This is a genomic window from Antarcticimicrobium luteum (assembly GCF_004358185.1).
Lineage (GTDB): Bacteria > Pseudomonadota > Alphaproteobacteria > Rhodobacterales > Rhodobacteraceae > Antarcticimicrobium > Antarcticimicrobium luteum.
Map to the genome: position 1 here is coordinate 158,636 of NZ_SMUV01000071.1, position 26,857 is coordinate 185,492.

28 protein-coding genes and 1 tRNA gene are annotated in these 26,857 nt (G+C 66.2%); 13 read left to right on the top strand and 16 right to left on the bottom strand.

Annotated features, from left to right (window positions below; translation table 11 throughout):
- Window positions 1-16: 16 nt before the first annotated feature.
- The 4 genes from E1832_RS16530 to E1832_RS16545 all read right to left on the bottom strand — a co-directional run bounded on the left by E1832_RS16530 (window position 17) and on the right by E1832_RS16545 (window position 3,766).
- Window positions 17-93 (bottom strand) — tRNA-Arg (locus E1832_RS16530).
- Between the two features lie 47 nt (window positions 94-140).
- Window positions 141-1,586, bottom strand: coding sequence for a sensor histidine kinase (locus E1832_RS16535; protein WP_133360875.1), 1,446 nt, complete (start codon window positions 1,584-1,586; stop codon window positions 141-143).
- A 15-nt stretch (window positions 1,587-1,601) separates the two neighbouring features.
- Window positions 1,602-3,020 (bottom strand): dihydrolipoyl dehydrogenase family protein, encoded by a 1,419-nt coding sequence (locus E1832_RS16540; RefSeq protein ID WP_133360987.1) that lies wholly within the window; start codon window positions 3,018-3,020, stop codon window positions 1,602-1,604.
- A gap of 5 nt (window positions 3,021-3,025) precedes the next feature.
- Window positions 3,026-3,766 carry a TVP38/TMEM64 family protein gene (locus tag E1832_RS16545; protein ID WP_133360876.1) on the bottom strand — a complete coding sequence of 247 codons (741 nt, stop codon included), beginning with the start codon at window positions 3,764-3,766 and terminating at the stop codon, window positions 3,026-3,028.
- Window positions 3,767-4,070: 304 nt separating this feature from the next.
- Between E1832_RS16545 and rpmH the strand changes: the two genes are divergently transcribed.
- The 12 genes from rpmH (at window position 4,071) to E1832_RS16605 (ending at window position 13,948) form a co-directional block, all read left to right on the top strand.
- Window positions 4,071-4,205: a 50S ribosomal protein L34 gene (rpmH, locus tag E1832_RS16550; RefSeq protein ID WP_012177012.1), complete on the top strand. Its 135-nt coding sequence runs from the start codon at window positions 4,071-4,073 to the stop codon at window positions 4,203-4,205.
- A gap of 105 nt (window positions 4,206-4,310) precedes the next feature.
- Window positions 4,311-4,673 (top strand): ribonuclease P protein component, encoded by a 363-nt coding sequence (rnpA, locus tag E1832_RS16555; RefSeq protein WP_133360877.1) that lies wholly within the window; start codon window positions 4,311-4,313, stop codon window positions 4,671-4,673.
- Entirely contained in the window at window positions 4,670-4,924 is a 255-nt protein-coding gene (gene yidD, locus E1832_RS16560) for a membrane protein insertion efficiency factor YidD (protein WP_133360878.1), read from the top strand. The genes rnpA and yidD overlap by 4 nt, the downstream gene beginning before the upstream one ends.
- A gap of 171 nt (window positions 4,925-5,095) precedes the next feature.
- Window positions 5,096-5,983 carry a tRNA 2-thiocytidine(32) synthetase TtcA gene (gene ttcA / locus E1832_RS16565; RefSeq protein WP_133360879.1) on the top strand — a complete coding sequence of 296 codons (888 nt, stop codon included), beginning with the start codon at window positions 5,096-5,098 and terminating at the stop codon, window positions 5,981-5,983.
- A gap of 62 nt (window positions 5,984-6,045) precedes the next feature.
- Window positions 6,046-7,593: a putative bifunctional diguanylate cyclase/phosphodiesterase gene (locus E1832_RS16570; RefSeq protein WP_133360880.1), complete on the top strand. Its 1,548-nt coding sequence runs from the start codon at window positions 6,046-6,048 to the stop codon at window positions 7,591-7,593.
- Between the two features lie 134 nt (window positions 7,594-7,727).
- The gene (yidC, locus tag E1832_RS16575) at window positions 7,728-9,569 is read left to right on the top strand and encodes a membrane protein insertase YidC (RefSeq protein WP_133360881.1); all 1,842 of its coding nucleotides are present in this window, start codon (window positions 7,728-7,730) and stop codon (window positions 9,567-9,569) included.
- On the top strand, window positions 9,566-10,327 hold the full coding sequence (locus tag E1832_RS16580; protein ID WP_133360882.1) for an MOSC domain-containing protein: 762 nt from the start codon (window positions 9,566-9,568) through the stop codon (window positions 10,325-10,327). The genes yidC and E1832_RS16580 overlap by 4 nt, the downstream gene beginning before the upstream one ends.
- Window positions 10,327-10,983: a ribosome biogenesis GTP-binding protein YihA/YsxC gene (yihA, locus tag E1832_RS16585; protein ID WP_133360883.1), complete on the top strand. Its 657-nt coding sequence runs from the start codon at window positions 10,327-10,329 to the stop codon at window positions 10,981-10,983. The genes E1832_RS16580 and yihA overlap by 1 nt, the downstream gene beginning before the upstream one ends.
- A 50-nt stretch (window positions 10,984-11,033) precedes the next feature.
- Window positions 11,034-11,897: an acetylglutamate kinase gene (gene argB / locus E1832_RS16590; RefSeq protein WP_133360884.1), complete on the top strand. Its 864-nt coding sequence runs from the start codon at window positions 11,034-11,036 to the stop codon at window positions 11,895-11,897.
- 100 nt (window positions 11,898-11,997) lie between these two features.
- Window positions 11,998-12,792: a sterol desaturase family protein gene (locus E1832_RS16595; RefSeq protein WP_133360885.1), complete on the top strand. Its 795-nt coding sequence runs from the start codon at window positions 11,998-12,000 to the stop codon at window positions 12,790-12,792.
- Window positions 12,789-13,442 carry a ferredoxin gene (locus E1832_RS16600; RefSeq protein ID WP_133360886.1) on the top strand — a complete coding sequence of 218 codons (654 nt, stop codon included), beginning with the start codon at window positions 12,789-12,791 and terminating at the stop codon, window positions 13,440-13,442. The genes E1832_RS16595 and E1832_RS16600 overlap by 4 nt, the downstream gene beginning before the upstream one ends.
- Entirely contained in the window at window positions 13,439-13,948 is a 510-nt protein-coding gene (locus E1832_RS16605; RefSeq protein WP_133360887.1) for a SixA phosphatase family protein, read from the top strand. The genes E1832_RS16600 and E1832_RS16605 overlap by 4 nt, the downstream gene beginning before the upstream one ends.
- Window positions 13,949-14,022: 74 nt before the next feature.
- Here the strand turns inward: E1832_RS16605 and E1832_RS16610 are convergent, their stop codons facing one another.
- The 10 genes from E1832_RS16610 to E1832_RS16655 form a co-directional block, all read right to left on the bottom strand.
- Window positions 14,023-14,814, bottom strand: a complete 792-nt coding sequence (locus E1832_RS16610; RefSeq protein ID WP_133360888.1) for an amino acid ABC transporter ATP-binding protein — start codon at window positions 14,812-14,814, stop codon at window positions 14,023-14,025.
- Between the two features lie 12 nt (window positions 14,815-14,826).
- Complete coding sequence (locus E1832_RS16615) at window positions 14,827-16,134, bottom strand: amino acid ABC transporter permease (RefSeq protein WP_133360889.1); 1,308 nt, start codon at window positions 16,132-16,134, stop codon at window positions 14,827-14,829.
- Window position 16,135: 1 nt separating this feature from the next.
- Window positions 16,136-17,404: an amino acid ABC transporter permease gene (locus tag E1832_RS16620; RefSeq protein ID WP_133360890.1), complete on the bottom strand. Its 1,269-nt coding sequence runs from the start codon at window positions 17,402-17,404 to the stop codon at window positions 16,136-16,138.
- A gap of 137 nt (window positions 17,405-17,541) precedes the next feature.
- Entirely contained in the window at window positions 17,542-18,558 is a 1,017-nt protein-coding gene (locus E1832_RS16625) for an amino acid ABC transporter substrate-binding protein (protein ID WP_133360891.1), read from the bottom strand.
- A gap of 206 nt (window positions 18,559-18,764) precedes the next feature.
- On the bottom strand, window positions 18,765-19,469 hold the full coding sequence (locus E1832_RS16630) for an ATP12 family chaperone protein (RefSeq protein ID WP_133360892.1): 705 nt from the start codon (window positions 19,467-19,469) through the stop codon (window positions 18,765-18,767).
- Complete coding sequence (locus tag E1832_RS16635) at window positions 19,466-20,140, bottom strand: HAD-IA family hydrolase (RefSeq protein ID WP_133360893.1); 675 nt, start codon at window positions 20,138-20,140, stop codon at window positions 19,466-19,468. The genes E1832_RS16630 and E1832_RS16635 overlap by 4 nt, the downstream gene beginning before the upstream one ends.
- Entirely contained in the window at window positions 20,137-21,180 is a 1,044-nt protein-coding gene (locus E1832_RS16640; RefSeq protein WP_133360894.1) for an RluA family pseudouridine synthase, read from the bottom strand. Before E1832_RS16640 ends, E1832_RS16635 begins: the two co-directional genes overlap by 4 nt.
- A complete protein-coding gene (crcB, locus tag E1832_RS16645; RefSeq protein ID WP_133360895.1) occupies window positions 21,177-21,557 on the bottom strand; it encodes a fluoride efflux transporter CrcB in 381 nt (126 codons plus the stop codon). The genes E1832_RS16640 and crcB overlap by 4 nt, the downstream gene beginning before the upstream one ends.
- Before the next feature lie 309 nt (window positions 21,558-21,866).
- Window positions 21,867-23,201: a replication-associated recombination protein A gene (locus E1832_RS16650; RefSeq protein ID WP_133360896.1), complete on the bottom strand. Its 1,335-nt coding sequence runs from the start codon at window positions 23,199-23,201 to the stop codon at window positions 21,867-21,869.
- Window positions 23,202-23,204: 3 nt separating this feature from the next.
- Window positions 23,205-24,599 carry a trypsin-like peptidase domain-containing protein gene (locus E1832_RS16655; RefSeq protein ID WP_133360897.1) on the bottom strand — a complete coding sequence of 465 codons (1,395 nt, stop codon included), beginning with the start codon at window positions 24,597-24,599 and terminating at the stop codon, window positions 23,205-23,207.
- Between the two features lie 147 nt (window positions 24,600-24,746).
- Between E1832_RS16655 and E1832_RS16660 the strand changes: the two genes are divergently transcribed.
- The gene (locus tag E1832_RS16660; RefSeq protein WP_133360898.1) at window positions 24,747-25,193 is read left to right on the top strand and encodes a host attachment family protein; all 447 of its coding nucleotides are present in this window, start codon (window positions 24,747-24,749) and stop codon (window positions 25,191-25,193) included.
- A gap of 67 nt (window positions 25,194-25,260) precedes the next feature.
- On the opposite strand, the gene rplQ is transcribed toward E1832_RS16660, so the two are convergent.
- Window positions 25,261-25,680: a 50S ribosomal protein L17 gene (rplQ, locus tag E1832_RS16665; RefSeq protein ID WP_133360899.1), complete on the bottom strand. Its 420-nt coding sequence runs from the start codon at window positions 25,678-25,680 to the stop codon at window positions 25,261-25,263.
- A gap of 144 nt (window positions 25,681-25,824) precedes the next feature.
- On the bottom strand, window positions 25,825-26,841 hold the full coding sequence (locus E1832_RS16670) for a DNA-directed RNA polymerase subunit alpha (RefSeq protein ID WP_133360900.1): 1,017 nt from the start codon (window positions 26,839-26,841) through the stop codon (window positions 25,825-25,827).
- Window positions 26,842-26,857 lie beyond the last annotated feature (16 nt).

The window sequence follows — 26,857 nt, forward strand, 5'->3', positions numbered from 1 at the left end:
CATCGTAAAAGTGCAGTGGCGGACCGAGGAGGATTCGAACCCCCGACCCCCTGATTCGTAGTCAGGTACTCTATCCAGCTGAGCTATCGGTCCACTGAGGCCCTGCATGTACCCTTGGCCCTGGGGGTTTGCAACCCATTTCAGACGATTTTTTCATCCTTTTTTCGCGTCCCTTCCAGGGTGCGATCCGGCCCGGAAATCTCCAGCGCCGACATGGATCGTGGCAGGCGGATGGCAAAGACCGTGCCCTCAGGCCCGGAGCGGACAAGTTCGAGCGCGCCGCCGTGACCGCGCACCAGCTCCGCCGAAATCGCCAGGCCCAACCCGGCGCCGCCGGCGCGGGCGCCGCCGCGGAACGGCGTAAACAGGTTCTCCCGCGCCTTGACCGGCAGGCCGGGGCCGGTATCGGCGATCTCGATCCACCAGTCGTCGTCGTCCTCGCGCGCGTGCAGGGTCACGGAGCCGGGGCGGCGGGTCGCCTCGATCGCCTGGCAGGCGTTGCGCACCAGATTGAGCAGCACCCGATAGAGCTGCTCGGGATCGGCCCGCACCCGCAGACTCGAGGGCACGGTGTTGTGCAGCTCCACCGGGCCATCGCCGACGGCCAGCCGTTCGCTTTCGACCACGTCCTCAGCGATGGCGGCCAGCCCGATCATGCGCAGCGCTGGCGGCGGCTCCTCGGCGCGGCCAAAGGCCAGCGTGCTTTCACACAGACTCACCGCGCGGGTGATCGAATTGACCAGCTTGGGCGCCAGCCGGCGCACGCGGGGATCCTCGCTCATCTCGATCCGGTCGGTGAACAGCTGCGCGCTGGTCAGGATGTTGCGCAGATCATGACTGACCTTGGCCACCGCGCCGCCCAACTGCGCCATGCGCTCGCGCTGCTTGAGAAGCTGGGTCAGCTCGGTCTGCAGCATCTGCAGCGCCTCTTCCGCCTCGCGCAGCTCGGTTACGCCGGCATGCGGCTGGATAATCCCGCGCGCATCCTCGGGGGCGGCGGCATAGCGTTTCATGTAGCTCACCACGCCCTTGATCGGCCGCACCAGAAACCGCTGCACCGCCACGAACAGCAGCAGCGCGGTAAAGACCGAGATCACCGCCGAGAGCAGCAGGATCCGCAACCCATAGTCGATCATCGCCGTGCGCAGCGGCGCGGTCTCCATCGTCACCTCGATCAGCCGACCGGCATCGCGGGTCGGCGCGCCGATCACCCGCACGATCTGGTTCTGCGGCGTGAACAGCCGGCGCAGCGCGTCGCGGATCAGCATCACCGCCCCCGCGTCGCGCAGATCATACGTCTCGGCGATGGGCTCGGGGATCGGCGAGGACAGCATCAGCTGGCGCATCTCGTCGCGGCGCAGCACCACGTTGAACACCTCGGCGTTGCGCAGGAGCTCCTGCTCCAGCTCGGTCTCCAGCATGTCGTCGGCCAGAAGCGCCATCGAGGCGATCTGCGCCCGCTCGAGCCGATCGTTCAGGTAATCGACCCGGAACCGGGCGATCGACGGCACAAAGATCAGCACCTCGGCCAGCATCACGAAGACCGTGGTCAGGATCAGAAACCGGCCCGAAAGCGTGTTCAGCATACAGCCCTTTCCAGATCAGGGCAGCCACCTCTGAACGGCCCCGACCACGCGTTTGACCATTTGACTATCAAACAACCTGGGTGAGAAATAGGCCCCCGCAACGCGTTTGTTAAGCTCGCCGATGGTCGGATAGGGCGCGACCATCGCGGCGATCTGGCCCATCTTCAGCCCGTTGGCCAGCGCCAGCGACCACAGGCCGATCAACTCGCCCGCCTGATCGCCGACGATGCTCGCGCCCACCGGGCGCCCTCTGACCACCATCACCTTGACGAATCCCACTGCCTTGCGCCCGGCAATCGCCCGGTCGTTATGGGCATAATCGAACCGCACAACCTCCAGCCGGTCGCCATGAATCTCGCGCGCCGCGGCCTCGCTCAGACCGACCTGCGCAAGTTCCGGATCGCTATAGGTCACCCGCGGGATATGCGCCTCGCCGGCCTTCGACGGCAGACCGAACAGGGCCGAACGGATGATGACCCCGGCGTGATACCCCGCCACATGGGTGAATTGCAGCCCGCCCGCCACATCGCCGATGGCATAGACCCGGCGGTTGCTCGTGCGCAGCCCGGCATCCACCTTGATCCCCGTGCGCGTGGTCTCGATCCCCGCCGCCGGCAGGTTCAGCCGCTCGGTATTCGCCTTGCGCCCCACCGCCACCAGCAGGTGCGAGCCGGCAAAGACCCGCCCGTCCTGCGCCGTCACCTCGATCGCGCCCGCCGTGCCGGAAACCCGTTCCACCAGCGCGCCCTCGGCAATTTCCACGCCCTCGCCGCGCAGGCTGTCGCAAACCACCGCCGCCAGTTCGGGGTCGTCGCGGTTCAGCGCGCGGTCGCCCTCGATCACCGTGACCTTGCTGCCCAGCCGCACATGCGCCTGCGCCATCTCCATTCCGATCGGGCCGCCGCCGATGATCAGCAGATGATCGGGCCGCGCGCGCAGATCGAACAGCGTCTCGTTGGTCAGATAGGGCACATCCGCCAGCCCCGGGATCGGCGGCACCAGCGGCGAAGAGCCGGTGGCGATCACCACCCGCCGCGCGCGGATCACATGATCCCCCGCCTGCACCTCGCGCGGCGAGACAAAGCGGCCATACTCGCGGATCACCCGCACCCCCAGCCCCTCGAACCGCGCCTGACTGTCCATCGGTTCGATCTGCCCGACCACATCCGCCACATGTTCCATCGCCGCGGCGTAATCCACCTGCGGAACCACGTTGGCGACGCCGAATCTCGCGGAACTCGCCTGGCCATGCGCCGCCCTGGCCGCCGCGATCAGCGCCTTGGAGGGCACGCAGCCGTAGTTCAGGCAATCGCCGCCCATCCGGTGCCCTTCCAGCAGCACCACATCGGCGCCCATCTGCGCCGCCCCCGCCGCCACCGACAGCCCGCCAGAGCCCGCGCCGATCACCAGCAGGTCGGTCTTGATCCGTTCCATACCGCTCATACCTCTTTGCCCCCGCGCAGCATCTTCATGGCGATGGGCAGCGCCGCCAGCAGACAGAGCCCCAGGATCGGCCCGATGATATACGGCTCCCATAGCAGTGAAAGATCCGGTTTTTCGCCGCGGGCAAAGACCTCGCCCAGACCCACCCCGATCCAGGTGAACACCAGCGCGCCGGGCACGATCCCCACGGCCGTGGTCCACAGGAAGGTCCAGAACCGCACGCCCACCAGCGCCGGCAGCAGGTTGGCGACGAAAAACGGCACCGCCGGCACCAGCCGCAGCAGCAGCAGTACATTGACCTCATGTTCGCGCAGCCCCTCGCGCAGCCGCTGCAACCGCCCCTCCGAGGCCTCCATCCGCGCGCTCAACGCCTGTCCCGGCCCCCAGCGCGCCACCAGAAAGATCACCGCCGCGCCGATGGTCGCGGACACGACATTCAGCACGCCGCCGAGCCCCAGCCCGAACAGGAACCCGCCAGTGACCGAGGCCACCGCCGCCCCGGGCAGGGAGAAGGCCACGATCAGCACGTAGACGCCGACGAAACTCAGCGCGAGCGCTGTGAAATTGCCATCCCGGAACGCCAGCAGCGCCGCGCGGTTGTCGCGCAGCGTGTCGAAACTCAGATCGTCGCCCAGCGTCGCCGCGCCGGTCGCGGCCACCAGCAGAATCGCGATCAGCGGCAGATGCCGCAGCCACCGTCGCGCGCGTGGGGTCATCATCTCGTTCGTCTCCGTCATCCTGCCGCCCGATCCTGTTCGCCGAACCTGTTCACCGAGGGTCCAAAATGGGCCGCAGGAACAAAAAACGACAGGGGCCTCACGCGGCGGTGATGGACCGGGCCGGATTCGTGACAAATTCCGCGCTCGGGCGCGCCTTTGTAACATTCCGCCTGCCCGCGCCGCGTCTTTTGTTGCAGACACAGCGCGAAAACCGTCCCGACAGGGTTTGACTTGCCGGGCAACTGCCCGTAAAGGACGGGCTTCGAACACATCCGGGGGGCGAATCCGCGTCGCACCCGACCGCAAGACTGGAGACGGAGCGATGAAACGCACCTTTCAACCCTCGAACCTGGTTCGCAAACGGCGCCACGGTTTTCGCGCGCGCATGGCAACCAAGGCCGGCCGCAAGATCCTGAACGCCCGTCGCGCCCGCGGCCGCAAGTCGCTGAGCGCGTAACGCCTCAGTCAGGTTCCGATGACAACGACACCGCCGGAGGCCCCCGAGACCATTGCGGGGACGACGCCCCCGGCGGTTTCGTCATGTCCGGAGGCTGATCCCAGGATGCCGCTTCAGACCATGCGCAAGCGGGCGGAGTTTCTGGCCGCGTCGCGCGCCCGGCGCCAGGCCACCGCCACCATGGTGGTGCAGGCCCGCCGCCGCCCCGAGGGGCACGCCGCGACCGGAATCCGCGTCGGCTATACCTGTTCCAAGAAGGTCGGCAATGCCGTCGCCCGCAACCGCGCCAAGCGGCGGCTGCGCGAGGTGGCGCGCGCGATCCTGCCCGACCTCGGCCACGACGGCTGGGACTATGTGCTGATCGGGCGCCGCGACACAACTGTCGCAGCCCCCTATGAGTCGCTTCTGGGCGATCTTAGATATGCGATGGCGAAACTTCACGCCGACCGCAACAAGAGCCGCCCATGACCCCGCTCGCCCGCATCGTCGCCCTGCCGGTCCATGCCTACCGGCTGATCTTTTCGCCCTGGGTCGGACATAACTGCCGCTATCAGCCCACCTGCAGCGCCTATGCGCTGGAGGCGCTGGCGAAACACGGGGCGATCCGGGGCAGCTGGCTGGCGCTGCGCCGCATCGGCCGCTGCCATCCCTTGGGCAGCGACGGCTATGATCCGGTGCCGGAGCCGAAGCCGAAGGAAAAGGCGGCCAATAGAAAGTAAGGGGGCGGTTTCATCCCTCCCTCCGATGCAGGCGCACAGGGCCGCGCCCGCCCGCAGAATCACCCCCCGCCGATCCCCAAGGCCGCGCCCCAATGCCGCGCCCGCTGCGCGCGCCGCTTACCGCACTTCGCGCCGCTTGCCCGATCCGCGCGACTCCATTAAAGCCAGACCATGTTCGACGAAACCGACGATATCCACCCGCTGTTCAACGGCGCGCCCTCCTCGACGGAGTTCAAGAAGCTGCGCAAGCGCATCGTCCGCGCCACCCGCGAGGCGATCGAGCAATACGGCATGGTCGAACAGGGCGCGGAACGGCCGAAATGGCTTGTCTGCCTGTCGGGGGGCAAGGACAGCTACACGCTGCTGGCGGTCCTTTACGAGCTGAAATGGCGCGGGCTGCTGCCCGTTGATCTCCTGGCCTGCAACCTCGATCAGGGCCAGCCCGGCTTTCCCGCCACGGTGCTGCCCGAGTTTCTGGACAAGATGCAGGTGCCGCACCGGATCGAATATCAGGACACCTATTCGGTGGTGATGGACAAGGTGCCCGCCGGGCGCACCTACTGTGCCCTCTGCTCGCGGTTAAGGCGCGGAAATCTTTACCGGATCGCTCGGGAAGAGGGCTGCTCAGCGGTGGTTCTGGGCCACCACCGGGACGACATCCTGGAAACCTTCTTCATGAACCTCTTTCACGGCGGGCGGCTGGCGACCATGCCGCCAAAGCTGGTCAACGAAGAGGGCGACCTCTTTGTCTACCGGCCGCTGGCTCATGTGGCCGAGGAGGATTGCGGGAAATTCGCCCGCGCCATGAACTATCCGATCATCCCCTGCGACCTCTGCGGCAGCCAGGACGGGCTGCAACGCCAGCAGGTCAAGGCGATCCTGGACCAGTGGGAAAGTAACGCGCCGGGCCGCCGCCAGGTGATGTTCCGGGCGCTGATGAACATCCGCCCTTCGCATATGCTCGACCCCAAACTGTTCGATTTCGCCGGCCTGACCCGCGCCGCCACGGCCCACGCGGAGGATGGGAACGACAACGGGAAAATTCCCGTTCTGCGTTAACATCTGGGTCAGACCCTCGGGCTAACCTCACCTTGCGAAACGCAAAAGGTGAAAGGCCCCCAATGTCCCTGCCGCCCTCCAGCCCCCTGACCCGGCTGCGCCAGACCGTCCTGCCCATTCTCATGGGCCCCCCGGTTCTGGCCTTTCTTCCGGCGATCACGCTGGGCGCCTTCTGGCTCTGGGGCGAGGCGGCGCTGGTCATCACCTCGCTCGGTCTGCCGCTGCTGTTTGCCTTTGTTGGCGCCTTCGACGAACGGGCGCGGGCCCCCTCGGTCCCGCGCGACGGGGTGACCGGTCTGCTGCTGCGCGACGGATTCGAGGCGGCGCTGGAGCGGGTCTATGCCGAGACCAGCCGCTCCGGCCTGCGCTCGGCCTGTTTCGTGCTGGAGCTGGACGACTTCCGCGATCTGGAGGAACGGCATGGCCAGGCCGCCGCCGATCAGGTGGCGCTGCAGACCGGGGAGCGGATCGGCGCGGCGCTGCGCGGCACCGACACGGTGGCGCGGATCGGCGACAGCCGCTTTGCCATCTGCCTGACCCCGGTGCGCCAGCTCGATCTCGAACTCTGCATTCAGCTTGCCGGCCGGATGCAAAGCGCGGTGGAGGATCCGATCTCGGTCGACGCCAGCACCATCTACATGTCCTGCTCCATCGGTCTGTGCCTGCGCAGCCGCGCGCCTGGCCCGGGTGCCGGCGCCTGGTTCGAGGCCGCCAGTGCCGCCCTGAGCGAGGCGCAGGCCAATGGCCCCTCGGGCATCCGCGTCTACAGCGCCGAGACCCATCGCCGCAGCCGCGCCCGCCACGACCTGCAGGACGAGGCCGCGGCCGCGCTTGAAAACGGCCAGATCCAGCCCTGGTATCAACCGCAGATCTCGACCGACACCGGAAAGATCACCGGATTCGAGGCGCTGGCGCGCTGGACCCACCCGGTCCACGGGATGATCCCGACCGGTCAGTTCCTGCCGGCGCTGGAGGAGGCGGGGCTGATGCAGCGGCTGGGCGAGGTGATCCTCTACAACGCGCTGACCGCCCTGAAGGCCTGGGACAGCGCCGGGGCGGATGTGCCGCGCGTGGGGGTGAATTTCTCCACCGACGAGCTGCGCAATCCGGCCCTGGTGGAGCGCATCCGCTGGGAACTCGACCGCTTCGATCTGACCGCCGACCGGCTGTCGGTCGAGATCCTCGAAACGGTGATGAGCAGCGATCCGGACGACACCATCGCCCGCAATATCGCCGGGCTGGCCGGGCTGGGCTGCCGCATCGACCTGGACGATTTCGGCACCGGCCATGCCTCGCTCGCCTCGATCCAGAGGTTCGAAGTCTCGCGGATCAAGATCGACCGGTCCTTTGTGATGAAGGCCGACCGCGACCCCGAACAGCAAAAGCTGATCGCCGCGATCCTGACCATGGCCGAACGGCTGGAACTGGAGACCCTCGCCGAAGGGGTCGAGACGGTCGGTGAACACGCGCTGCTGGCGCAGCTCGGCTGCGACCATGTGCAGGGCTTCGGCATCGGTCGCCCGATGCCCTTCGATCGCACGCTCGACTGGATTTCCGCCCATCGGGCGAAACTGCGGGACGCGCCGCGAATCGGGGACAAAACCGGCTGAGGGGCATGGCTTCCTGGGCCGGGAACGGACCGGGGCGCACCACGAATGCACACTCACCCGGAATCCGCTTGACCTTTGGGGCTGCACTCTGTTGAACCCACCCTGTCATAGACAGCACAAGGTGGCGGTCCCCGATGGACGATCAGAACAAGAACCTCATTCTCGCAACGGCGCTCAGTTTCCTGGTGATCCTCGGGTGGTTCATCCTGTTCCCGCCGCCGGAGCCGGACACAACCGGCACCGCGCCGACCGAACAGGCCAGCCAGACCACGCCCGGCGCGGGCGCACCCGCGGTCCCTTCCGCCACGGCGCCGACCGCCGAGGCCGGCAGCGGCACGGCCGGCACCGCACCGGGCTCGGCCCCGCAGGAGGCCGCCACAGACGCGCCCCGCGTCGCCATCGACACGCCGCGCCTGACCGGCAGCATCTCGCTGCTGGGCGGCCGGATCGACGATCTGTCGCTCAAGGATTACCGCGTCACCATCGACCCGCAGTCCGAAATCGTCCGCATGCTCAAGCCGGTGGGCGAGGCTGGCGCCTATTACGCGCTTTACGGCTGGGCGCCCGGCGCCGGTCTCACCGCGAACGACGTGCCGGGCCCCAATACCGAATGGCGGGCCGAAAGCGGCAAAACGCTGAGCATCGACAGCCCGGTGACGCTGGCCTGGGACAACGGCAAGGGCCTGACCTTCCGCCGCGTGGTCGCGGTGGACGATAATTACATGTTCACCGTCACCCAGACGGTCCAGAACGCCTCCGGCGCCCCGGTCAGCCTGGCGCCCTATGGCATCCTGGCGCGCCACGGCGAGCCCGCAGACCGCAAGAAATTCTTTATCCTGCACGAGGGCGTGGTTTCCATGTCCGATGGCGAGCTGACCGAAACCGACTACAAGAAAATGCCGGACTTTGATTTCCAGGACCGTGAAGGCGCCCGCGCCGAGGTCCGCCAGGTCGAGGAAAACGGCTGGATCGGCTTTACCGACCACTACTGGATGTCGACCCTGATCCCCGCCCCCGGCAGCGCCTTCAAGCAGGCCGCCAAATACGACGAGCGCCGCGACATCTACCAGACCGAGGCGGTGCTGCCGACCGAAACCCTCGCCGAGGGGCAGTCGGCCAGCGTCACCACCCAGCTGTTCGCCGGCGCCAAGGAATGGGAAACCATCCGCGCCTATGAGACCGCCGGCATTCAGGGTTTCATCGACTCGATCGACTGGGGCTGGTTCTTTTTCCTGACCAAGCCGATCTTCTGGCTGCTGCACAACATCCACAACCTGCTCGGCAACATGGGCTGGTCGATCATCGGCCTCACCCTGATCCTCAAGGCGATCCTGTTCCCGCTGGCCTTCAAATCCTATGTCTCGATGGCCAAGATGAAGGAACTTCAGCCCCAGATGGAAAAGCTGAAAGAGGCCGCCGGCGACGACCGCGCCAAGGTTCAGCAGGGGATGATGGAGCTTTACAAGAAGGAAAAGGTAAACCCGGCCGCCGGCTGTCTGCCGATCCTGCTGCAGATCCCGATCTTCTTCTCGCTCTACAAGGTGATCTTCGTCACCATCGAGTTGCGCCAGACCGCCTGGTTCGGCCCGTTCCAGGATCTCAGCGCGCCGGATCCCACCTCGATCATGAACTTCTTCGGCCTCGCGCCCTGGGGCGCGCCGGACCCCGGCTCGATGGTGGCCACGGTGATGATCGGCATCCTGCCGCTGCTTCTGGGCATCTCGATGTTCCTGCAGCAAAAGCTGAACCCGGCGCCCACCGATCCCACGCAAAAGATGATCTTTGCCTGGATGCCCTGGGTCTTCATGTTCATGCTGGGCCGCTTTGCCAGCGGGCTGGTGGTCTACTGGATCACCAACAACACCATCACCTTCACCCAGCAGTACCTGATCATGCGCACCCAGGGGTACAAACCGGACGTGTTCGGCAACATCAAGGAAACCTTCAAGCGCAAACCGGCCGGAGACAAGAAGTGACCGGCCGGGTCAGGGAAATCTGGCGCCACCCGATCAAGTCCCACGGACGTGAGCGGGTGGCCAGCGTGACCCTGACCGAGGGCGCCGCCCTGCCCTGGGACCGGCGTTGGGCGGTCGCGCATGAGGCCTCGCGCTTTGACGATGCCGCGCCCGCCTGGACGCCCTGCCGCGAATTCACCCGCGCCGCCGGATCGCCCGCCCTTCAGGCGGTCGCGGCGCAGCTCGACGAGGCGACAGGCCGGCTGACGCTCAGCCACCCGAACCGGCCCGACATCACCATCACCCCCGAGGATCCCGCCGACGCGGCGCGCTTTATCGACTGGGCGAGCGCGATCACCAACTCCGACCGCCCGCAGCCCGCGCGGCTGGTCCGCGCGCCCGCGCAGGCAATGACCGACAGCGACTATCCCTCGGTCTCGCTCATCAACATGGCCAGCCACGCCGAAGTCGAGCGTCAGCTCGGCCATGCCATCTCGCCGTTGCGCTGGCGCGGCAACATCCTGTTCGACGGGTTCGCCCCCTGGGCCGAGACCGCCTGGCCCGCCAAGCGGCTGCGCCTCGGCGCGGTCGAGATGGAGCTGGTGGAGCCGATCCGCCGCTGCATGGCCACCACCGCCAATCCCGAGACGGGCCTGCGCGACGCCGAGACGCTGAAGGCCCTGAACGAGGGCTTCGGCCATCAAGATTGCGGTGTCTATGCCCGCGTCACCCGCGGCGGACCGCTGTCCGAAGGCGACACCATCGAGGTTCTGAACTGATGCAGATGCGCTTTCCCCTGGCCGAAGAGCCCGATCCGCAGGACGCCGAGACCGGCCGGCTGCTGTTCGCGCGCGAGTCGATCTTCGTCAAGGGCGTGGTCGCCATGTCCGGCCTGCCCCCCGCCGACCGGCTCGAGATCTGCTTTGCCGGCCGCTCCAACGTCGGAAAATCAAGCCTGATCAACGCGCTGACCGGCACCAAGGGGCTGGCCCGCGCCTCCAACACCCCCGGCCGCACGCAGGAGATCAACTTTTTCACGCAGGGCCCCGACCTCTATCTCGTCGACCTGCCGGGCTATGGCTATGCCAACGCGCCGCTGCCGGTGGTCGAGAAATGGCAGCGGCTGCTGAAACAATACCTGTCGGGCCGCCAGACCCTGCGCCGCGCCTTCGTGCTGGTCGACGCCCGCCACGGGGTGAAACCGGTGGACGAAGAGATCATGTCGCTGCTCGACACCAGCGCGGTGACCTTCCAGTGCGTGCTGACCAAACTCGACAAGATCAAGGCGGCCGAGCGCGACAAGGTGCTGACCCAGGTGCGCGGCGCGCTGGCCAAACACACCGCCGCCTATCCCGAGATTGTCCTGACCTCCAGCGAAAAGGGCGACGGGATTGCAACCCTGCGCGCCATCATCGCCGGGCTGTTGCAGGAATAGCTTGCACCGCGCGCTCCTTTCATGAGATTTCGCCCCGAACGGAGTTTCCGATGAAGACACAGGACATGAACCGCAACTGGATCGCCACCGCCGAAACCCTGTCGCACGCGCTGCCCTACCTGCAGCGCTACGACGAGGCCATCATCGTGATCAAGCTCGGCGGCCACGCCATGGGCAGCGACGAAGCGATGGACAGTTTCGCCCGCGACGTGGTGCTGATGCGGCAGGTCGGCGTGAACCCGGTGATCGTTCACGGCGGCGGTCCGATGATCAACGCCATGCTGGAAAAGCTTGGCGTGAAATCCGAATTCGTCAACGGCAAGCGGGTAACCGACAAAATCACCGTCGAGGTGGTCGAGATGGTGCTCTCCGGCCTGGTCAACAAGCGGATCGTGCAGGCGGTCAACCGCCAGGGCGGCACTGCCGTGGGCCTCTCGGGCAAGGATGCCAACCTGATGATCTGCGACCAGACCGATCCGGCGCTGGGCTTTGTCGGCACCCCGTCGCAGATGAACCCCAAGCTGCTGACCGACCTCTTCGCGCATGAGATCATCCCGGTGATCGCCCCGATCGGCGCCGGCCGCAACGGCGAGACCTACAACGTCAACGGCGACACCGCCGCCGGCGCCATCGCCGCCGCGCTCAAGGCCGACCGCCTGCTGCTGCTGACCGATGTGCCCGGCGTCAAGAACGCCGCCGGCGAAGTGGTGACCGAACTGACCGCCGAACATATCCGCGAGATGACCCGCGACGGCGTCATCGCCGGCGGCATGATCCCCAAGACCGAAACCGCGCTGGCCGCCATCGAGGGCGGTGTGCGGGCTGTGGCGATCCTGGACGGACGCGCGCCCAATGCGGTTCTGCTCGAGCTGTTCACCGAACACGGCGCAGGCTCGCTGATCCGCAAGGGCTGACATCCGGGGCGGGACATCGGGGCAGGACATCGGGACGGATGTCAGCGGAATATTTCCGCGCGGCCTTGCCTTGTGTCGTTACATGCATAACTCTGCATATATGGAAAACGAGGCACTGATCCGACTGTCGGTCTTTCTGGGGCTGTTCGCCCTGCTTGCGCTGACCGAGGCCGCCCTGCCCCGGCGGGCGCGGCGGGTTCCGCGATCGCGGCGCTGGCTGACCAACTGGGGCCTGACGGTGATCAACACCGCCACCCTGCGCCTGATGGCCCTGCTGCTGCCGCTGCTGGCGGTGGGCGCGGCCCTCGATGCCGCCCGCGGGGGCTGGGGCCTTTTCAACGCGCTCGCCTGGCCCGTCTGGGTCGAGGTGGCGCTGGCGATCCTGATCCTTGATTTCGCGATCTGGGCGCAACACCTGATCACCCACAAGGTGCCCCCCCTGTGGCGGCTGCACCGGGTCCATCACGCCGACCGCGACATGGACGTGACTACCGCGATCCGCTTCCACCCGGTCGAAATCGCCCTTTCCATGGGGCTCAAGATCGGGTTGGTCTATCTCCTGGGGCCGGCGGCGCTCGCCGTCGTCCTCTTCGAGATCATCCTGAACGGAACCGCCATGTTCAACCACGCCAATCTTCGCCTGCCGCTGCCGCTGGACCGCGCCCTCCGGCTGATGCTGGTCACCCCGGACATGCACCGCGTGCATCACTCGGTGCATCGGCACGAGCATGACAGCAACTACGGCTTTTCGCTGTCGATCTGGGACCGGCTGTTCGGCACCTACGTCGCCCAGCCCACCGATGGGCACGAGGCGATGACCGTGGGCCTGCGCTGGCAGGACGACCGCCCGGCCCGCCTGGGCTGGAGCCTGCGCCTGCCGTTTTTCCGCAAATGACCTACGCCCGCCTCCGCGCCGCCGCCGAGGCGGATGGGCTGATCGTCATGGGCGCGCTGGACGTGGCGGCGACCGGGGCCAGGGGCCTCACCGGCGGCAGCCTGATCCTGCTCGGCGCCGGTCCGGCCTTCTGGCCCGCCTTCACCGCCTCGCCCGAGGCGCAGGACGGCGCGCCCGATCCGGTCGACCGCTGGTCCGCGCGCGTGATCGGCGGGCTGGCCGCCAAGCTCGGCGCGACGGCGCATTTCCCCTTCGGCGGCCCGCCCTACACCCCCTTCATCGACTGGGCGCTGAAATCGGGGCGCGCCTTTTCCAGCCCAACGGGCATGCTGGTGCATGACACCGTCGGGATGATGATCTCCTATCGCGGTGCGCTGCATTTCGCCGATCCCTTCGCCCTGCCCGCCGCGACCGCCGCCTCGCCCTGCGACATCTGCGTCGAAAAACCCTGCCTCACCGCCTGCCCGGTCGGGGCGCTTGGCGCCGACCGTCCCTATGATGTGCCCCGCTGCCACGATTATCTGGACAGCCCCGCCGGGCAATCCTGTATGATGCAGGGGTGCGCGGTGCGCCGCGCCTGCCCGTTCAGCCGGGGCGCCGGCCGGCGGCCCGCGCAATCCGCCCTTCACATGAGGTCTTTCCACCCATGACCCGAACCCTGATCCTGACCCGCCATGCAAAATCCAGCTGGGACACCGCCGGCATGCCCGATCACGACCGGCCACTGAATGCGCGCGGGCGCCGCTCGGCCGTGGCGATCGGACAATGGCTGCGCGCCAAGGGGCTGGTGCCCGACCAGGTACTCTGCTCCTCGGCGCGACGCACGCGGGAAACCTATGAGCGGATGGGCTTCGACACGCCCGCAGAGGTCACCGACACCCTCTATCTGGTGACCGCCAACCAGATCCTGCGCGAACTGTCGGAGGCCACCGGCGACACCGTCCTGCTGCTGGGCCACAGCCCCGGCATCGGCCAGTTCGCCGCCGAGATCCTGGGCGAGCCGCCCGATCATCCGAAGTTCGACGCCTATCCCACCGGCGCGACGCTGATCGCCCGCTTTGACATCGATAGCTGGGAAAAACTGGCCTGGCGCGGCGGCGCGGTGGTGGATTTCGTTGTCCCGCGCGAATTGCTGGGCGAGCAGACCGAAGAGTGAAAAAGGCCGGGCGCGATGCCCGGCCTTTGCCAATCTCTCTCTGCGGCCGTTTCAGCGGCCCGGTCGCGTGGCCCTCAATGGCCCAGGATCTGGCTGAGGAACAGCTTGGTCCGGTCGCTCTGCGGGTTGTTGAAGAACTCTTCCGGCTCGTTCTGCTCGACGATCTGGCCCTGGTCCATGAAGATGACCCGGTTCGCCACCTGGCGGGCAAAGCCCATCTCATGCGTCACGCAGAGCATGGTCATCCCCTCTTCGGCGAGCTCGATCATGGTATCGAGCACCTCCTTGATCATCTCAGGGTCCAGCGCCGATGTCGGCTCGTCGAACAGCATGATCCGCGGCATCATGCAAAGGCTGCGCGCGATCGCCACCCGCTGCTGCTGACCGCCCGACAGCTGTCCGGGATATTTGTCGGCCTGCTCGGGGATCTTCACCTTTTCCAGGAAATGCATCGCCCGCTCCACCGCCTCCTTGCGCGGCGTCTTGCGCACCCAGATCGGCGCCAGCGTGCAGTTCTCCAGGATCGTCAGGTGCGGAAACAGGTTGAAATGCTGGAACACCATCCCGACCTCGGAGCGGATCTTGTCGATGTTCTTCAGATCGTTCGAAAGCTCGGTCCCGTCGACGACGATCTTGCCCTGCTGGTGTTCCTCCAGCGCGTTGATGCAGCGGATCAGGGTCGATTTACCCGACCCCGACGGGCCGGCGATGACGATCCGTTCGCCGGCGTTGACCGTCAGGTTGATGTCGCGCAGCACGTGGAATGTCCCGAACCACTTGTTCATGTTGAGGATTTCAATGGCGACCTCGTCCGAGACTTTCATCTTGGAGCGGTCGATTTCACGGTCGATAGCCAATGCAGACATTGTGTGACTTCCTTATCTGTGGCCGGTCTGAAGCTTGCGCTCCAGATACATGGAGTAACGGGACATGCCGAAGCAGAAGACGAAGAACAGCAGCGCGATAAAGCCGTAAAGCTCCCACACGATGCCGTTCCAGTTGGCGTCGGCACGGATGGCGTTCGACAAGCCCAGCGGATCGAGAAGCCCGATGATCGAGACCAGCGTGGTGTCCTTGAACACCCCGATGAAGGTCGAGACGATCCCCGGGATCGAGATCTTCAGCGCCTGCGGCATGATGATCAGCCGCTGCGACTGCCAATAGTCCAGCCCCAGCGAATCGGCGCCCTCGTACTGCCCCTTGGGCAGCGCGGCGAGCCCGCCGCGGATCACTTCGGCCATATAGGCCGAGGCGAACAGCGTCACCATGATCAGAACCCGCAGGATGATGTCGAAATTGGTCCCCGGCGGCATGAAGATGTTCAGCAGCGTCGAGGCCACGAACAGCAGCGTGATCAGCGGCACGCCCCTGATGAACTCGATGAAGCCCACGCAGAGATACTTCACGATCAGCAGGTCCGATTGCCGCCCCAGCGCCAGCACGACGCCGAGGGGCAGCGAACAGGCGATGGCCACGATGCCGATGGTGATCGACAGCATGAAGCCGCCGAACTTGCGGCTTTCCACCGCCTCGATGCCGATCGGCAGGATGCTTTCCAGCGCCGAGACCGCCAGCCCCGACAGGGCCAGCCACCAGATCAGGGCCGCGACCAGGCCGCCGATCATGCCGGCCAGGCTGCTCACCGCGTCGCTCAGGATGCGATAGACCACAAAACCGATCCCGAACCCCGCCGCGGCCGCGATCGGGCCCCAGACGGTACCGCCCCACAATAGCCAGGGGAAGATGAACGGGTAGGCGGCCGAGAACCAGATCAGTTTGCCCGGAACCTTGTCGGAAAACAGGATCGGCGCCAGCGCCACCGCCAGCAGGATGAAGGCCGCGATGGGCCGCCAATACAGTTCGCTCGGATAAAATCCGAACAACAGCTGGATCCAGCGTTCCCGGATCACCCCCCAGCAGGCGCCGCCATGTCCGCCGTTGTGGCCGGCCGCGGCCAGCATTTCACGGCATTCGTTCAGCGAGGTGCCCGACCAGGTCGGCGACAGAACCCACGGCACGATCGCCGAGAGCACATAGAGGATGACCACGAGCGAGACCAGCGTCAGCGCCGTGTTGAACCAGCCGGAAAACAGGTTCTCCCGCATCCAGCCGATGGCGCCGGCGGATGTGACCGGCGGGGCCTTTTCCGGCAGCATTTCCGTTCGGACAAAAGAAACATCGGACATCTCAGCGCTCCTTCAGCTTCACGGATTCGTTGTACCAGTTCATCACCGTCGAAATGCTCAGGCTGATGACCAGATAGACCAGCATCAGCAGCAGAACGCATTCCAGCTCGCGCCCGGTCTGGTTCATGGTGATCCCGCCCAGCGTGCCGGTGATGTCCATGTAGCCCACCGCGATCGCCAGCGACGAGTTCTTGGTCAGGTTCAGGTATTGCGAGATCAGCGGCGGTACGATCACCCGCAGCGCCTGCGGCAGGATTACCAGGCTCATGATCCGGTTGGACCGCAGCCCCAGCGCCGACGCCGCCTCGGTCTGGCCCTTGGAAATCGCCATGATCCCCGATCGCACAATCTCGGCCACGAAGGCCGCGGTATAGAGCGACAGCGCCAGCCACAGGGCGATCAGCGAATTGCGAAGGTGCGTGCCCCCCTGAAAGTTGAAGCCTTTCAGCGCCGGATACCCCAGGTGAAAGCCCAGCACCGTCAGAACGATCGCCAGCGGCACCACGATCACGCCCAGGCGCAGATACCAGGTGGTCGGCCGCACGCCGGTGGATTCCTGAATCCGGTCCGCCCGCCGCTTGATCCGGCGCGACACCCAGAGACCGCCGCCCAGCACCACCAGAAGCAGGATCAGATCCAGGCTGATGTCAAAGCGCAGACCAGAGCCGCCCAGCATGTGAACGTCGCCCAGACTGCGCGAGAACAGCGGCTCGGGGATGTAGACCCCGCGATTGGTCAGCGCCACAGTATCGCCCAGCAGCATGCTCGCGGCCGGATCCTCGCCCCGGAACGCCCGTGGCGCCGGCAGCGTCTCGATCAGGATCGCCATGATGAACACGATCCACAGCAGCACCGGCACGTTGCGGAACATCTCCACATAGACCGTCATCAGCCGGCCGATCAGCCAGTTGTGCGACAGTCGCAGAACGCCGATTATGACCCCCAGGATCGTCGCGGTGGCGCAGCCCAGAACGGCAACGACCAGCGTATTGAGCAGCCCGATCAGCGCCGCCCGCAGATGGGTATCGCGCGAATTGTAGTCCAGCAGACGCTGATTGATGTCATAGCTGGCCGGCTCGCTGAAGAACCCGAAATCGATCGGCTTTCCCAGCTCGGCCAGGTTCTGCGCAGTGTTGTTGATCAGCCAGGCTGCCAGAAGCATGAAAAAGATCAGCGCGATCACCTGGATCGTGGCCGATCGGTAGCGTGTGTCGTAAAGGAGCATGGACAGCCGGAACTGCTCCTTGGCTGGGTCAGAAAGTGTTGTCATGACCGATTGAATCCCCGAGGCAACCCGGTCTTTTCCTCCGACGGAGTTTCCCCCCGTTCCGTGAAGACCGGATTATTTGTTATCGTTAACAATGCAAAAGGGCGCGGGATGATCCCGCGCCCTGATCGCCATGAGTCTTAGCGGAACGGCGGTGCGTACAGCAGCCCGCCGTTGGTCCACTGCGCGTTCAGGCCGCGCGCCAGACCGACCGGGGTGTTCTCGCCGATGTTCTTGGCAAAGATCTCACCATAGTTGCCGTTCGCGGCAATCGCCCGCTTGGCCCATTCCTTGTCCAGGCCCAGCATTTCACCCAGGGTGCCCTCAGTGCCCAGCAAACGGTTGATTTCCGGGTTGTTGGTGCCCTTGGCCAGCTCTTCGATATTGGCCGAGGTGACGCCGTATTCCTCAGCCGCGATCAGTGCGTTGAGGCTCCAGCGTGCAATGTCGCCCCACTCGTTGTCGCCGTGGCGCACCAGCGGGCCCAGCGGCTCTTTCGAGATGATTTCCGGCAGGATCACGTGATCGCCGGGGGTCTCGAAGGTGGCGCGGGTCGCGGCCAGGCCGGAGGCGTCGGTGGTGTAGACGTCACAGGCACCAGCCAGATATTGTTGCTGCGCCTCGGCGTTGGTCTCGATCGGCACCGGCTCGTAGCTGATGTTGTTCGAGCGGAAGAAGTCCGCCAGGTTCAGCTCGGTGGTGGTGCCGGTCTGGATGCAGACGGTGGCGCCGTCCAGTTCCTTGGCCGAGGACACGCCCAGGCTCTTGGGAACCATGAAGCCCTGACCGTCATAGTAGTTCACGCCGACGAATTCGAACTTCAGGTCGACATCGCGCGAGAAGGTCCAGGTGGTGTTGCGGGCCAGCATGTCGATCTCGCCCGAGGCGAGCGCGGTAAAGCGGGTCTTGCCGGTGGTCGGCACGAATTCCACAGCGTTCTGGTCGCCCAGCACAGCCGCGGCAACGGCACGGCACACCGCCACGTCGAACCCGTTCCATTCCCCGTTCGCGTCCGGTGCAGCAAAACCGACCAGGCCTGTCGTCACACCGCAGTTCAGCTTACCGCGTGCCTTGACGTCGTCCATGGTGCCCGCTGCAGCCGCGCCGGCGGCTAGGCCGGCTACGGTCAACGCGCCAAAAAATACGGATTTCTTCATTTTCACCTCTTCCTGATTTGCCGCCTCATGATGGGCGGTTGTCCGGCAACAACTGACGCCGGTTCATATACCAAACGGGTACTCCCCCTAGGCACGAGCAAGTTTGGGCGGATTCATCAACTGACGTCAAGGGTAGGATCAGACAATTAGATCAGTGCCCGCGCCGCCAATGCCTGACGCAACGGCAACGCCCGGACCCTGATCAATCATGCAAAATCATAGAACGCCTTGGCATGCAGAAAGGCGTCCCGCTTCAGCGCCTCGATCGCTGCCGCTTCGTCATCGGCGCCCCATTGCTCCTCCTGCCAATGCTCGTCGAGGCGCGAAAGCGCCCACAGGGCATCGACCGGGCGCCAGTCACGGGCCGCCGCAAAGCCAAGGATGAGCGAGCCGGTCAGACTCACAAGATCATGAAACGCCGCCAGCCGGAACGCATCGAGCGCATGAACCTGCGCCCGCAACCGGGCCAGCGCCTCGGGGTCCTGCGGCCGGTGGATCACGCCGCTACGCGGCTCCAGCCGCACACCCAGCGCCTGTTCCGCCCAGTCCAGCGCCGGACCCCAGGCCTCGGCCTGACGCTCCACCAGTTCCTGCGGCCTGTCGGCGCGATAACACAGAAGATCGGAATCGCCGTAGTCGGCCAGCAAGTCCGCCACCTCGCCATGCTGCGTGCGCACCTTGTCGATCGCCGCGTTGGCCGAGCGAGTGAAGGGCATCCTGCGCGGATCGATTTCCCCCTCCTGCGCCGCCCATTCGTCCGCCACCGCCTCGGCCATCGGCCGAGCGGGCAGGATCAGCGGCGCCTTGGCCGGCGTCTTGATCCGCCGCCCGTCCAGCGCGACGGAATACCCGTCCTCATCCTTCTCTACGCTCACATCGGTCCAAAAGCGTTTCTGCTTCCATTCGCTCATGCTGTCTTTTCCCAGATCCGATCCAACGCGGGCGGCAGATCCTCGATCCGGTCGATCACCGACCGCGCGTTTTTCAGTGCCTCGGGGGCGTGATACCCCCAGCTCACGCCCAGCCCGGCAACGCCTGCGGCCCTGGCCATGTCCATGTCATAGCTGGTATCGCCCACCATCACCGCATCTGCGGCCGAAACGCCGGTCTCGGCCAGCGCCGCCTCGATCATCGCCGGGTGCGGTTTCGACGGGTGATCGTCGGCCACCTGGGTGGTGACGAAATAGCGCCCCAGCCCATGCGCCTCGATCAGCGCGTCCAGCCCGCGACGCGATTTGCCCGTGGCCACGCCGATCAGGATTCCGGGCTGCGCCGCCAGATCCTCCAGCATCTCCGCCGTACCCGGGAACAGCGGCGAATGCGCCGCCCCCTGTTCCAGCCGGTGCGCGTGATAGGCCGCCTTGTAGCCCTCGACCAGACGCGCGCGGCTGTCCGCCGCGGCCCCGGGCGCCAGCCGCAGCATGGCATGATCCAGCGACAACCCGACGATCGCCAGGACCGCCGCCCGCGCCGGCACCGCCAGCCCCTCGGCGCCAAAGGCCGCCGTCATCGCCGCGATGATGCTGACCTGGCTGTCCACCAGCGTGCCGTCGACGTCGAAAATGACCAGCCGCTGGCTCACCGGATCGCCTCGAACGGGTCGTCATCGGCCAGATCCTCGGACCAGCCGAAGGTGTCCCAGCTCTGTTTCATATGCTCGGGCAACTCTGCGACAATGGTGACCGGCTTTTTCGTCACCGGATGCTCGAAACTCAGGCTGCGGGCGTGCAGGTGCAGCTTCTTGCTGATGATGCCGCCCAGTTGCGCGCCCCAGCCGTCGCCCATGTTCTCCTGCCCCGAGCCGCCGTATTTGCCATCGCCGATGATCGGATGCCCCATCTCGGCCATATGCGCACGCAGCTGGTGGGTGCGCCCGGTCAGCGGCTCCAGCGCCACCCAGGCCGCGCGCCCGGCCACCCGGTAAAGCGTCGCATAAAGCGTATGCGCCCGTTTCGCCCCCGGCGTGCTGTCGATGTCGCGCGGATGCACGGCGATCATCTTCTCGCCCTCGCCGCCCTTGCCATGGCCGGCCGCCTTGACCAGCCCGGCCTTGATCTCGCCCAGATAGGGGGTCGGCACACCGGCGACCAGCGCCCAATAGATCTTGCGCGTGGCTCGGTGCCGGAACGCCGCCGTCATCCCCGCCGCCGCCTCGCGCGTGCGCGCCAGCACCAGCACGCCCGAGGTGTCCTTGTCCAGCCGGTGCACCAGCCGCGGCTTCTCGTCATAGCCAAAGCGCAGCGCCTCGCTCAGCCCGTCAACATGTTTTGTCGTGCCGCTGCCGCCCTGCACCGCCAGCCCCGGCGGCTTGTTCAGCGCGATGATATGGTCGTCGCGGTAGATCACGCAGTCCTGGATCATCTTTGCATCGGCGTCCGAGATGCGCGACCGCGGCGGCGGCGGCCGGTGATCGGCCTCCGGCAGCGGCGGCACCCGCACCTGCTGACCGGCCTCAAGCCGGGTCGCGGGCTTGACCCGCCCGCCATCGACGCGCAGCTCGCCCTTGCGGCACATCTTCTCGATGCGGCCCTGGCTGACATGCGGGAACAGGCGCCGCAGCCAGCGGTCCAGCCGCTGATCGCCGTCGCCCTCTTCCACCGTGATCGTCTGCACTCCGCTCATGCCAGTACCCCGCGCGTCAAAATCATCCCCAGCGCCAGCGCCAGGATCGAGACCGCCACCGACAGCCCCACATAAAGCGCCGCCGACCCCAGGTCGCCGCGTTCGATCAGGTTCACCGCCTCCAGCGAAAAGGTCGAAAAGGTGGTAAAGCCGCCCAGCATCCCGGTCACCACCAGCGGGCTCAGGTGGGTCAGCCCCTTGTGCGCCGCCGCCACCACGAAAACCCCCATCAGGAACGAGCCCAGAACGTTGACGGTCAGGATCGCCACCGGAAAGCCGGTGTGCCCGATCAGCCGCACGATTCCCAGCCCCGCGAGATAGCGCAGAGAGGCGCCGATCGCGCCGCCCAGTGCCACGAATGTTACCGTTTGCATCATGGCCGGTCTGTCGCGCGGCAGGGGCACAGAGTCAAGCGGGGGTTGGTTTTCGCCTGAATTTCATCCACAAAATCAACCTCCGGACCAAAAGAGCGAGCCGCGCAAGTGCCGGACCGTGAGCTGGCGCAGCACCCTCTGATCGGCGCGCTTTATGGTCGCTAAATCAGGACGAGATCCGATCGGCGCGCTCACGTGGACCAAGCGCCAGCCCGCCGGGACGGTCCGGCGCTTGCGCGGCGCCCCGCGGGCTTGTTCCGCGCTGGGGGATTAGCTCGGAGGTCCGTTGCGGAGGGTCGTCCCACCGCTCCGCTAATCACCCTGCCGCTGCAGCCGCAGCCGGGTGAAATAGTCCAGCCGCTTTTTCAGCTCGCGCTCGAAGCCGCGCTCGACCGGGCTGTACATCACCGGCCGCTTCACATCCTCGGGGAAATAGTTCTGCCCCGAGAACGCATCCTCGGCATCGTGGTCATAGGCATAGCCGGCGCCATACCCCTGCTCCTTCATCAGCCCGGTCGGCGCGTTCAGGATATGCTTGGGCGGCGGCGCGCTGCCGGTCTTTCTGGCCAGTTGCCGCGCCATCTTATAGGCCATGTAGCCGGCGTTCGATTTCGGCGCCAAAGCCAGATAGATCACCGCCTGGGCCAGCGCCAGCTCGCCCTCGGGGCTGCCCAGCCGCTCATAGGTTTCCCATGCGTGCAGGCAATGGGTCTGCGCCTGCGGATCGGCCAGGCCAATATCCTCGACCGCCATCCGGGTGATGCGGCGGGCCAGATAGCGCGGATCCTCGCCCCCCTCCAGCATCCGCGAATACCAGTACAGCGCCGCGTCCGGGTCCGATCCGCGCACCGATTTGTGCAGCGCCGAGATCAGGTTGTAATGCTCGTCCCCCGACTTGTCGTATTTCGCCGCCCGCCGCATCAGCCGGGTGGCGAGCTGGTCGGGGGACAGCTTGCCCTCGACCTTCCAGGCCATCACCTGCTCGATCAGGTTCAGCGCCGCGCGCCCGTCGCCATCGGCCATCTCCAGCAGCGCCTCGCGCGCCTCGCCGGTCAGCGGCAGCGGGCGGCCCAGCTCCTTTTCCGCGCGCTGGGTCAGCCGCTCCAGTTCCGCCAGGCTCAGCCGCTCCAGCACCAGCACCTGCGAGCGCGACAAGAGCGCCGCGTTCAACTCGAACGACGGGTTCTCGGTGGTGGCCCCGATCAGCAGGATGGTGCCATCCTCCATATGCGGCAGGAACCCGTCCTGCTGCGCCTTGTTGAACCGGTGAATCTCATCCACGAACAGCAGCGTGCCCTGCCCGTTGCTCCGCCGGATCCGTGCCGCCTCGAACACCTTTTTCAGATCCTGAACGCCGCTGAAAATGGCGCTGATCTGCACGAAATGAAGATCGCTCTCCGCCGCCAGCAGCCGCGCGATGGTGGTCTTGCCCACCCCCGGCGGCCCCCAGAGGATCAGCGACGACAACGATCCGGCGGCCAGCATCGCCCCCAGCGGCCCGTCCGGCCCCAGGATCTGCTCCTGTCCGATCACCTCGGCCAGCGACTGCGGCCGCAGCCGGTCGGCCAGCGGCCGGGGTCTGACCGGGGCGGGTTCCGCGCCGCCCGCAGGCCCGCTCTCTGGCCCGGTATCGAACAGATCCGCCATCCGCTACAGCCGGAACCGCAGGCGCACCCGCTGACCGCGGCGCGACAGATCCATCTTCAGCCATCGGCCCGGATCGCTGAGCGCGCGGCGCACGTCGCGCGGGCGCGCCACCGCCTCGTCGTTGATCGCGCCGATCACATCGCCCTGTTTCAGCCCCGCCCGCGCGCCATAGGGACCGGGATCGGTCACCACGACCCCCTCGGTCGTCAGCGGCAGGCCCAGCCGCGCAATCACCGCCGGGTTGGCGCGCGCCACCGACAGCCCCGGCACCACGGTCTTTTCGTCCAGCGTCACCGGCTCGGCGGGCGGATCGTCGGGGGCGGCGATCAGCGCCACCTCGATCTCGTCGGTCGCGCCCCGGCGCGCGCGGGTCACCTGCGCCTTTGCCCCGATCCCCCGAACGGACATGCGGAACACCATTTCCGAGGGCGAATTGACCGGCTGACCGTCGACCCGGGCGATCACGTCGCCCACCTCGAATCCAGCCTTGCGGAACGGACTTTGCGGATGCAGATCGGAAATCACGATCCCCTCCGGCAGCTCCAGCCCCAGCGATTGCGCCAGATCCGCGTCCACCGGCTGCCCGGCCATGCCGGCCCAGGGCCGCTCGAACACGATGTTGCCCTCCTGCGCCTGCTCGACGAACTGCGCCACAAGATTGGCGGGAATGGCGAATCCGATGCCGTTCGAGCCGCCCGAGCGGCTGAGAATGCGGCTGTTGATGCCGATCAGCGCCCCGTTCACGTCGATCAGAGCCCCGCCCGAGTTGCCCGGGTTGATCGGCGCGTCGGTCTGGATGAAATAGCCGCGCGCATTGCCGGTCGCCGCGCCCGAGCGTGCCAGCCCTGACACGATTCCGCTGCTCACCGTCTGCCCCACCCCAAAGGGGTTGCCGATCGCCAGCACCAGCTCACCCACCTCGACATGGTCGGAGTCGCGCAACGGCAGGTAGGGCAGCCCCTGCGCGCCCTCAAGCTGCAGGATCGCCAGGTCGGCCTCCTTGTCGGCCAGGACGACCCGGGCCTCGTATTCATGGCGGTCGTTGGTGACCACCCGGATATCGGTCGCCTGCCCGACCACGTGGTAATTCGACACCACGATCCCGTCCGCCGACAGGATCACACCCGACCCGAGCGAGTTCTGCACCCGCGGACGCGGGGTGCCGAAGCCGCGAAAGAAATCCTCAAAGAACGGATCGCCGGCAAACGGGCTCGCCTGCCCCTGGGTGACGATCCGTGCATAGATATTGACCACCGCCGGCGCGGCCTGTTTCACCAACGGCGCGAAGCCCAGTGAAATCTCGGTCTGCGATTGCGGCACGCGCGTCTCGGCCCCGGCCGGGACGGCCAGCGGGGCCGACAGGATCAGGGCCACTGCGATCACCAGAAAGCGGAACATTCAGGCCTCCTTTCGGTTGTGGCCGATATGCGCCCGGGCGGCCACGATTGCAAGCCGCCGCGCAAAGGGCCGCAGGAGGCATATCGGCGCTTTACCCGTAAGCCCGGCCACAGATACACTCGACCGGAAAGACAGAAGGAGAGGCAAATGACCGAACTGACCAATGGAACCTGGATCGTTGTGGCGGACAGCGAAAAGGCGCTCCTGATGCGCAACCTGACCGATCACGCCGACCCCAATTTCGAGGTCATCGCCCGCGAGGAACAGCCGGAGGTTTCCGACAACGCCGACCGCCCCGGCCGCCTTGTCAACAGCGGCGCCGGCCAGATCTCGGCGATGGAGCAGTCCGACTGGCACGTTCTGGCGCGCGACAAGTTCGCCAAGGAACTGGCCGCGATCCTCTACAGCCACGCGCACAAGGGCGCCTATGAGCAGCTGGTGATCGCAGCCGATCCCAAGCTGCTGGGCAAACTGCGCGACGAGCTGCACCCGGAGGTGCAGAGCAAGGTTGTGGCCGAAATCCCCAAGAACTTGGCCAACCACACCATCCGCGACCTCGAACGGCTGATCAAGGCCGACCTGGACGCGGTGTAACCGCCACGGAAAAGGGGCGCCGCCCGATCAGGCAGCGCCCCCGAAACTGTCAGCCGACGGGCCGGGATTACTCCTCGGCGGCCTCCTCGGCGGCGACACGGGCCTTGTCCGACGCACCCTTGGCGTCAGCGTCCCGGTCGACGAATTCGATGATCGCCATCGGCGCCATGTCGCCATAGCGGAAGCCGGCCTTCAGAACCCGGATGTACCCACCCTGGCGGTCCTTGTAGCGCGGGCCCAGAATCTCGAACAGCTTGGCAACATGCTGGTCCTGCTTCAGCCGCGCCGCGGCCTGGCGGCGGGCATGCAGATCGCCGCGCTTGGCCAGCGTGATCAGCTTTTCGACGATCGGGCGAAGTTCCTTCGCCTTGGGCAGGGTGGTCTTGATCTGTTCGTGCTCGATCAGCGACCCGGCCATGTTGGCGAACAGCGCCTTGCGGTGCTCATGGGTGCGGTTCAGGCGGCGGTAACCACGTGCGTGACGCATTTTCTAATCTCCATCTTTGCCCTCTACGGGCGGTTTTGCTTTGTCCGGCAGCCGATGCGTGTCAGCCACTCTCCTTGGGGCGGGGATGCCCGGGGGCCGGCCGGCCGGGAAAATCCCGCCCGAACCGAAATTTCAGGCCGAGGCCTAGAACGTGTCTTCGAACTTCTTCGCCAGATCCTCGATGTTGTCCGGCGGCCAGTCCTCGACATCCATGCCCAGGTGCAGGCCCATGCCCGAGAGCACTTCCTTGATCTCGTTCAGCGACTTGCGGCCGAAGTTCGGGGTGCGCAGCATCTCGGCTTCGGTCTTCTGGATCAGATCGCCGATATAGACGATGTTGTCGTTTTTCAGGCAGTTGGCGGACCGCACCGACAGTTCCAGCTCGTCCACCTTCTTCAGCAGAAGCGGGTTGAACTCCAGACCGTCGTCCTCGGACTCGCGGCCGGCCGCTTCGGGCTCGTCGAAGTTGACGAAGATCGACAGCTGGTCCTGCAGGATGCGGGCGGCATAGGCCACCGCATCGTCGGGGGTCAGCGAGCCGTCGGTTTCCACCTTCATGGTCAGCTTGTCGTAATCCAGAACCTGGCCCTCACGGGTGGGCTGGACGTCATAGCTGACCCGCTTGATCGGCGAATAGATCGCGTCGATCGGGATCAGGCCGATGGGCGCATCCTCGGGCCTGTTCTTGTCGGCGGAAACATAGCCCTTGCCGGTATTGACCGTCAGTTCGATGAACAGGTCGGCACCGTCGTCCAGGTGACAGATCACGTGATCGCGGTTCAGGATCTCGATCCCGGCGCTTTCGCTGATGTCGCCGGCGGTGACCACGGCCGGGCCTTTGGCGCTGATCGACAGACGCTTGGGGCCTTCGACCTCCATGCGCAGCGACACCCCCTTGAGGTTCAGGATGATGTCGGTGACATCCTCGCGGACGCCGGCCACGCTGGAAAATTCGTGCAGCACGTTGTCGATCTGCACGCTGGTGATGGCGGCGCCCTGAAGCGACGACATCAGGATACGGCGCAGGGCATTGCCCAGGGTCAGACCAAAGCCGCGCTCCAGCGGTTCGGCCACGACGGTGGCCTGCCGTGCGGGATCGTTGCCCGGCTTCACCTCAAGCTGCGTCGGCTTGATCAGTTCTGCCCAGTTTTTATGGATCATGCGGTCCCTCCATTCC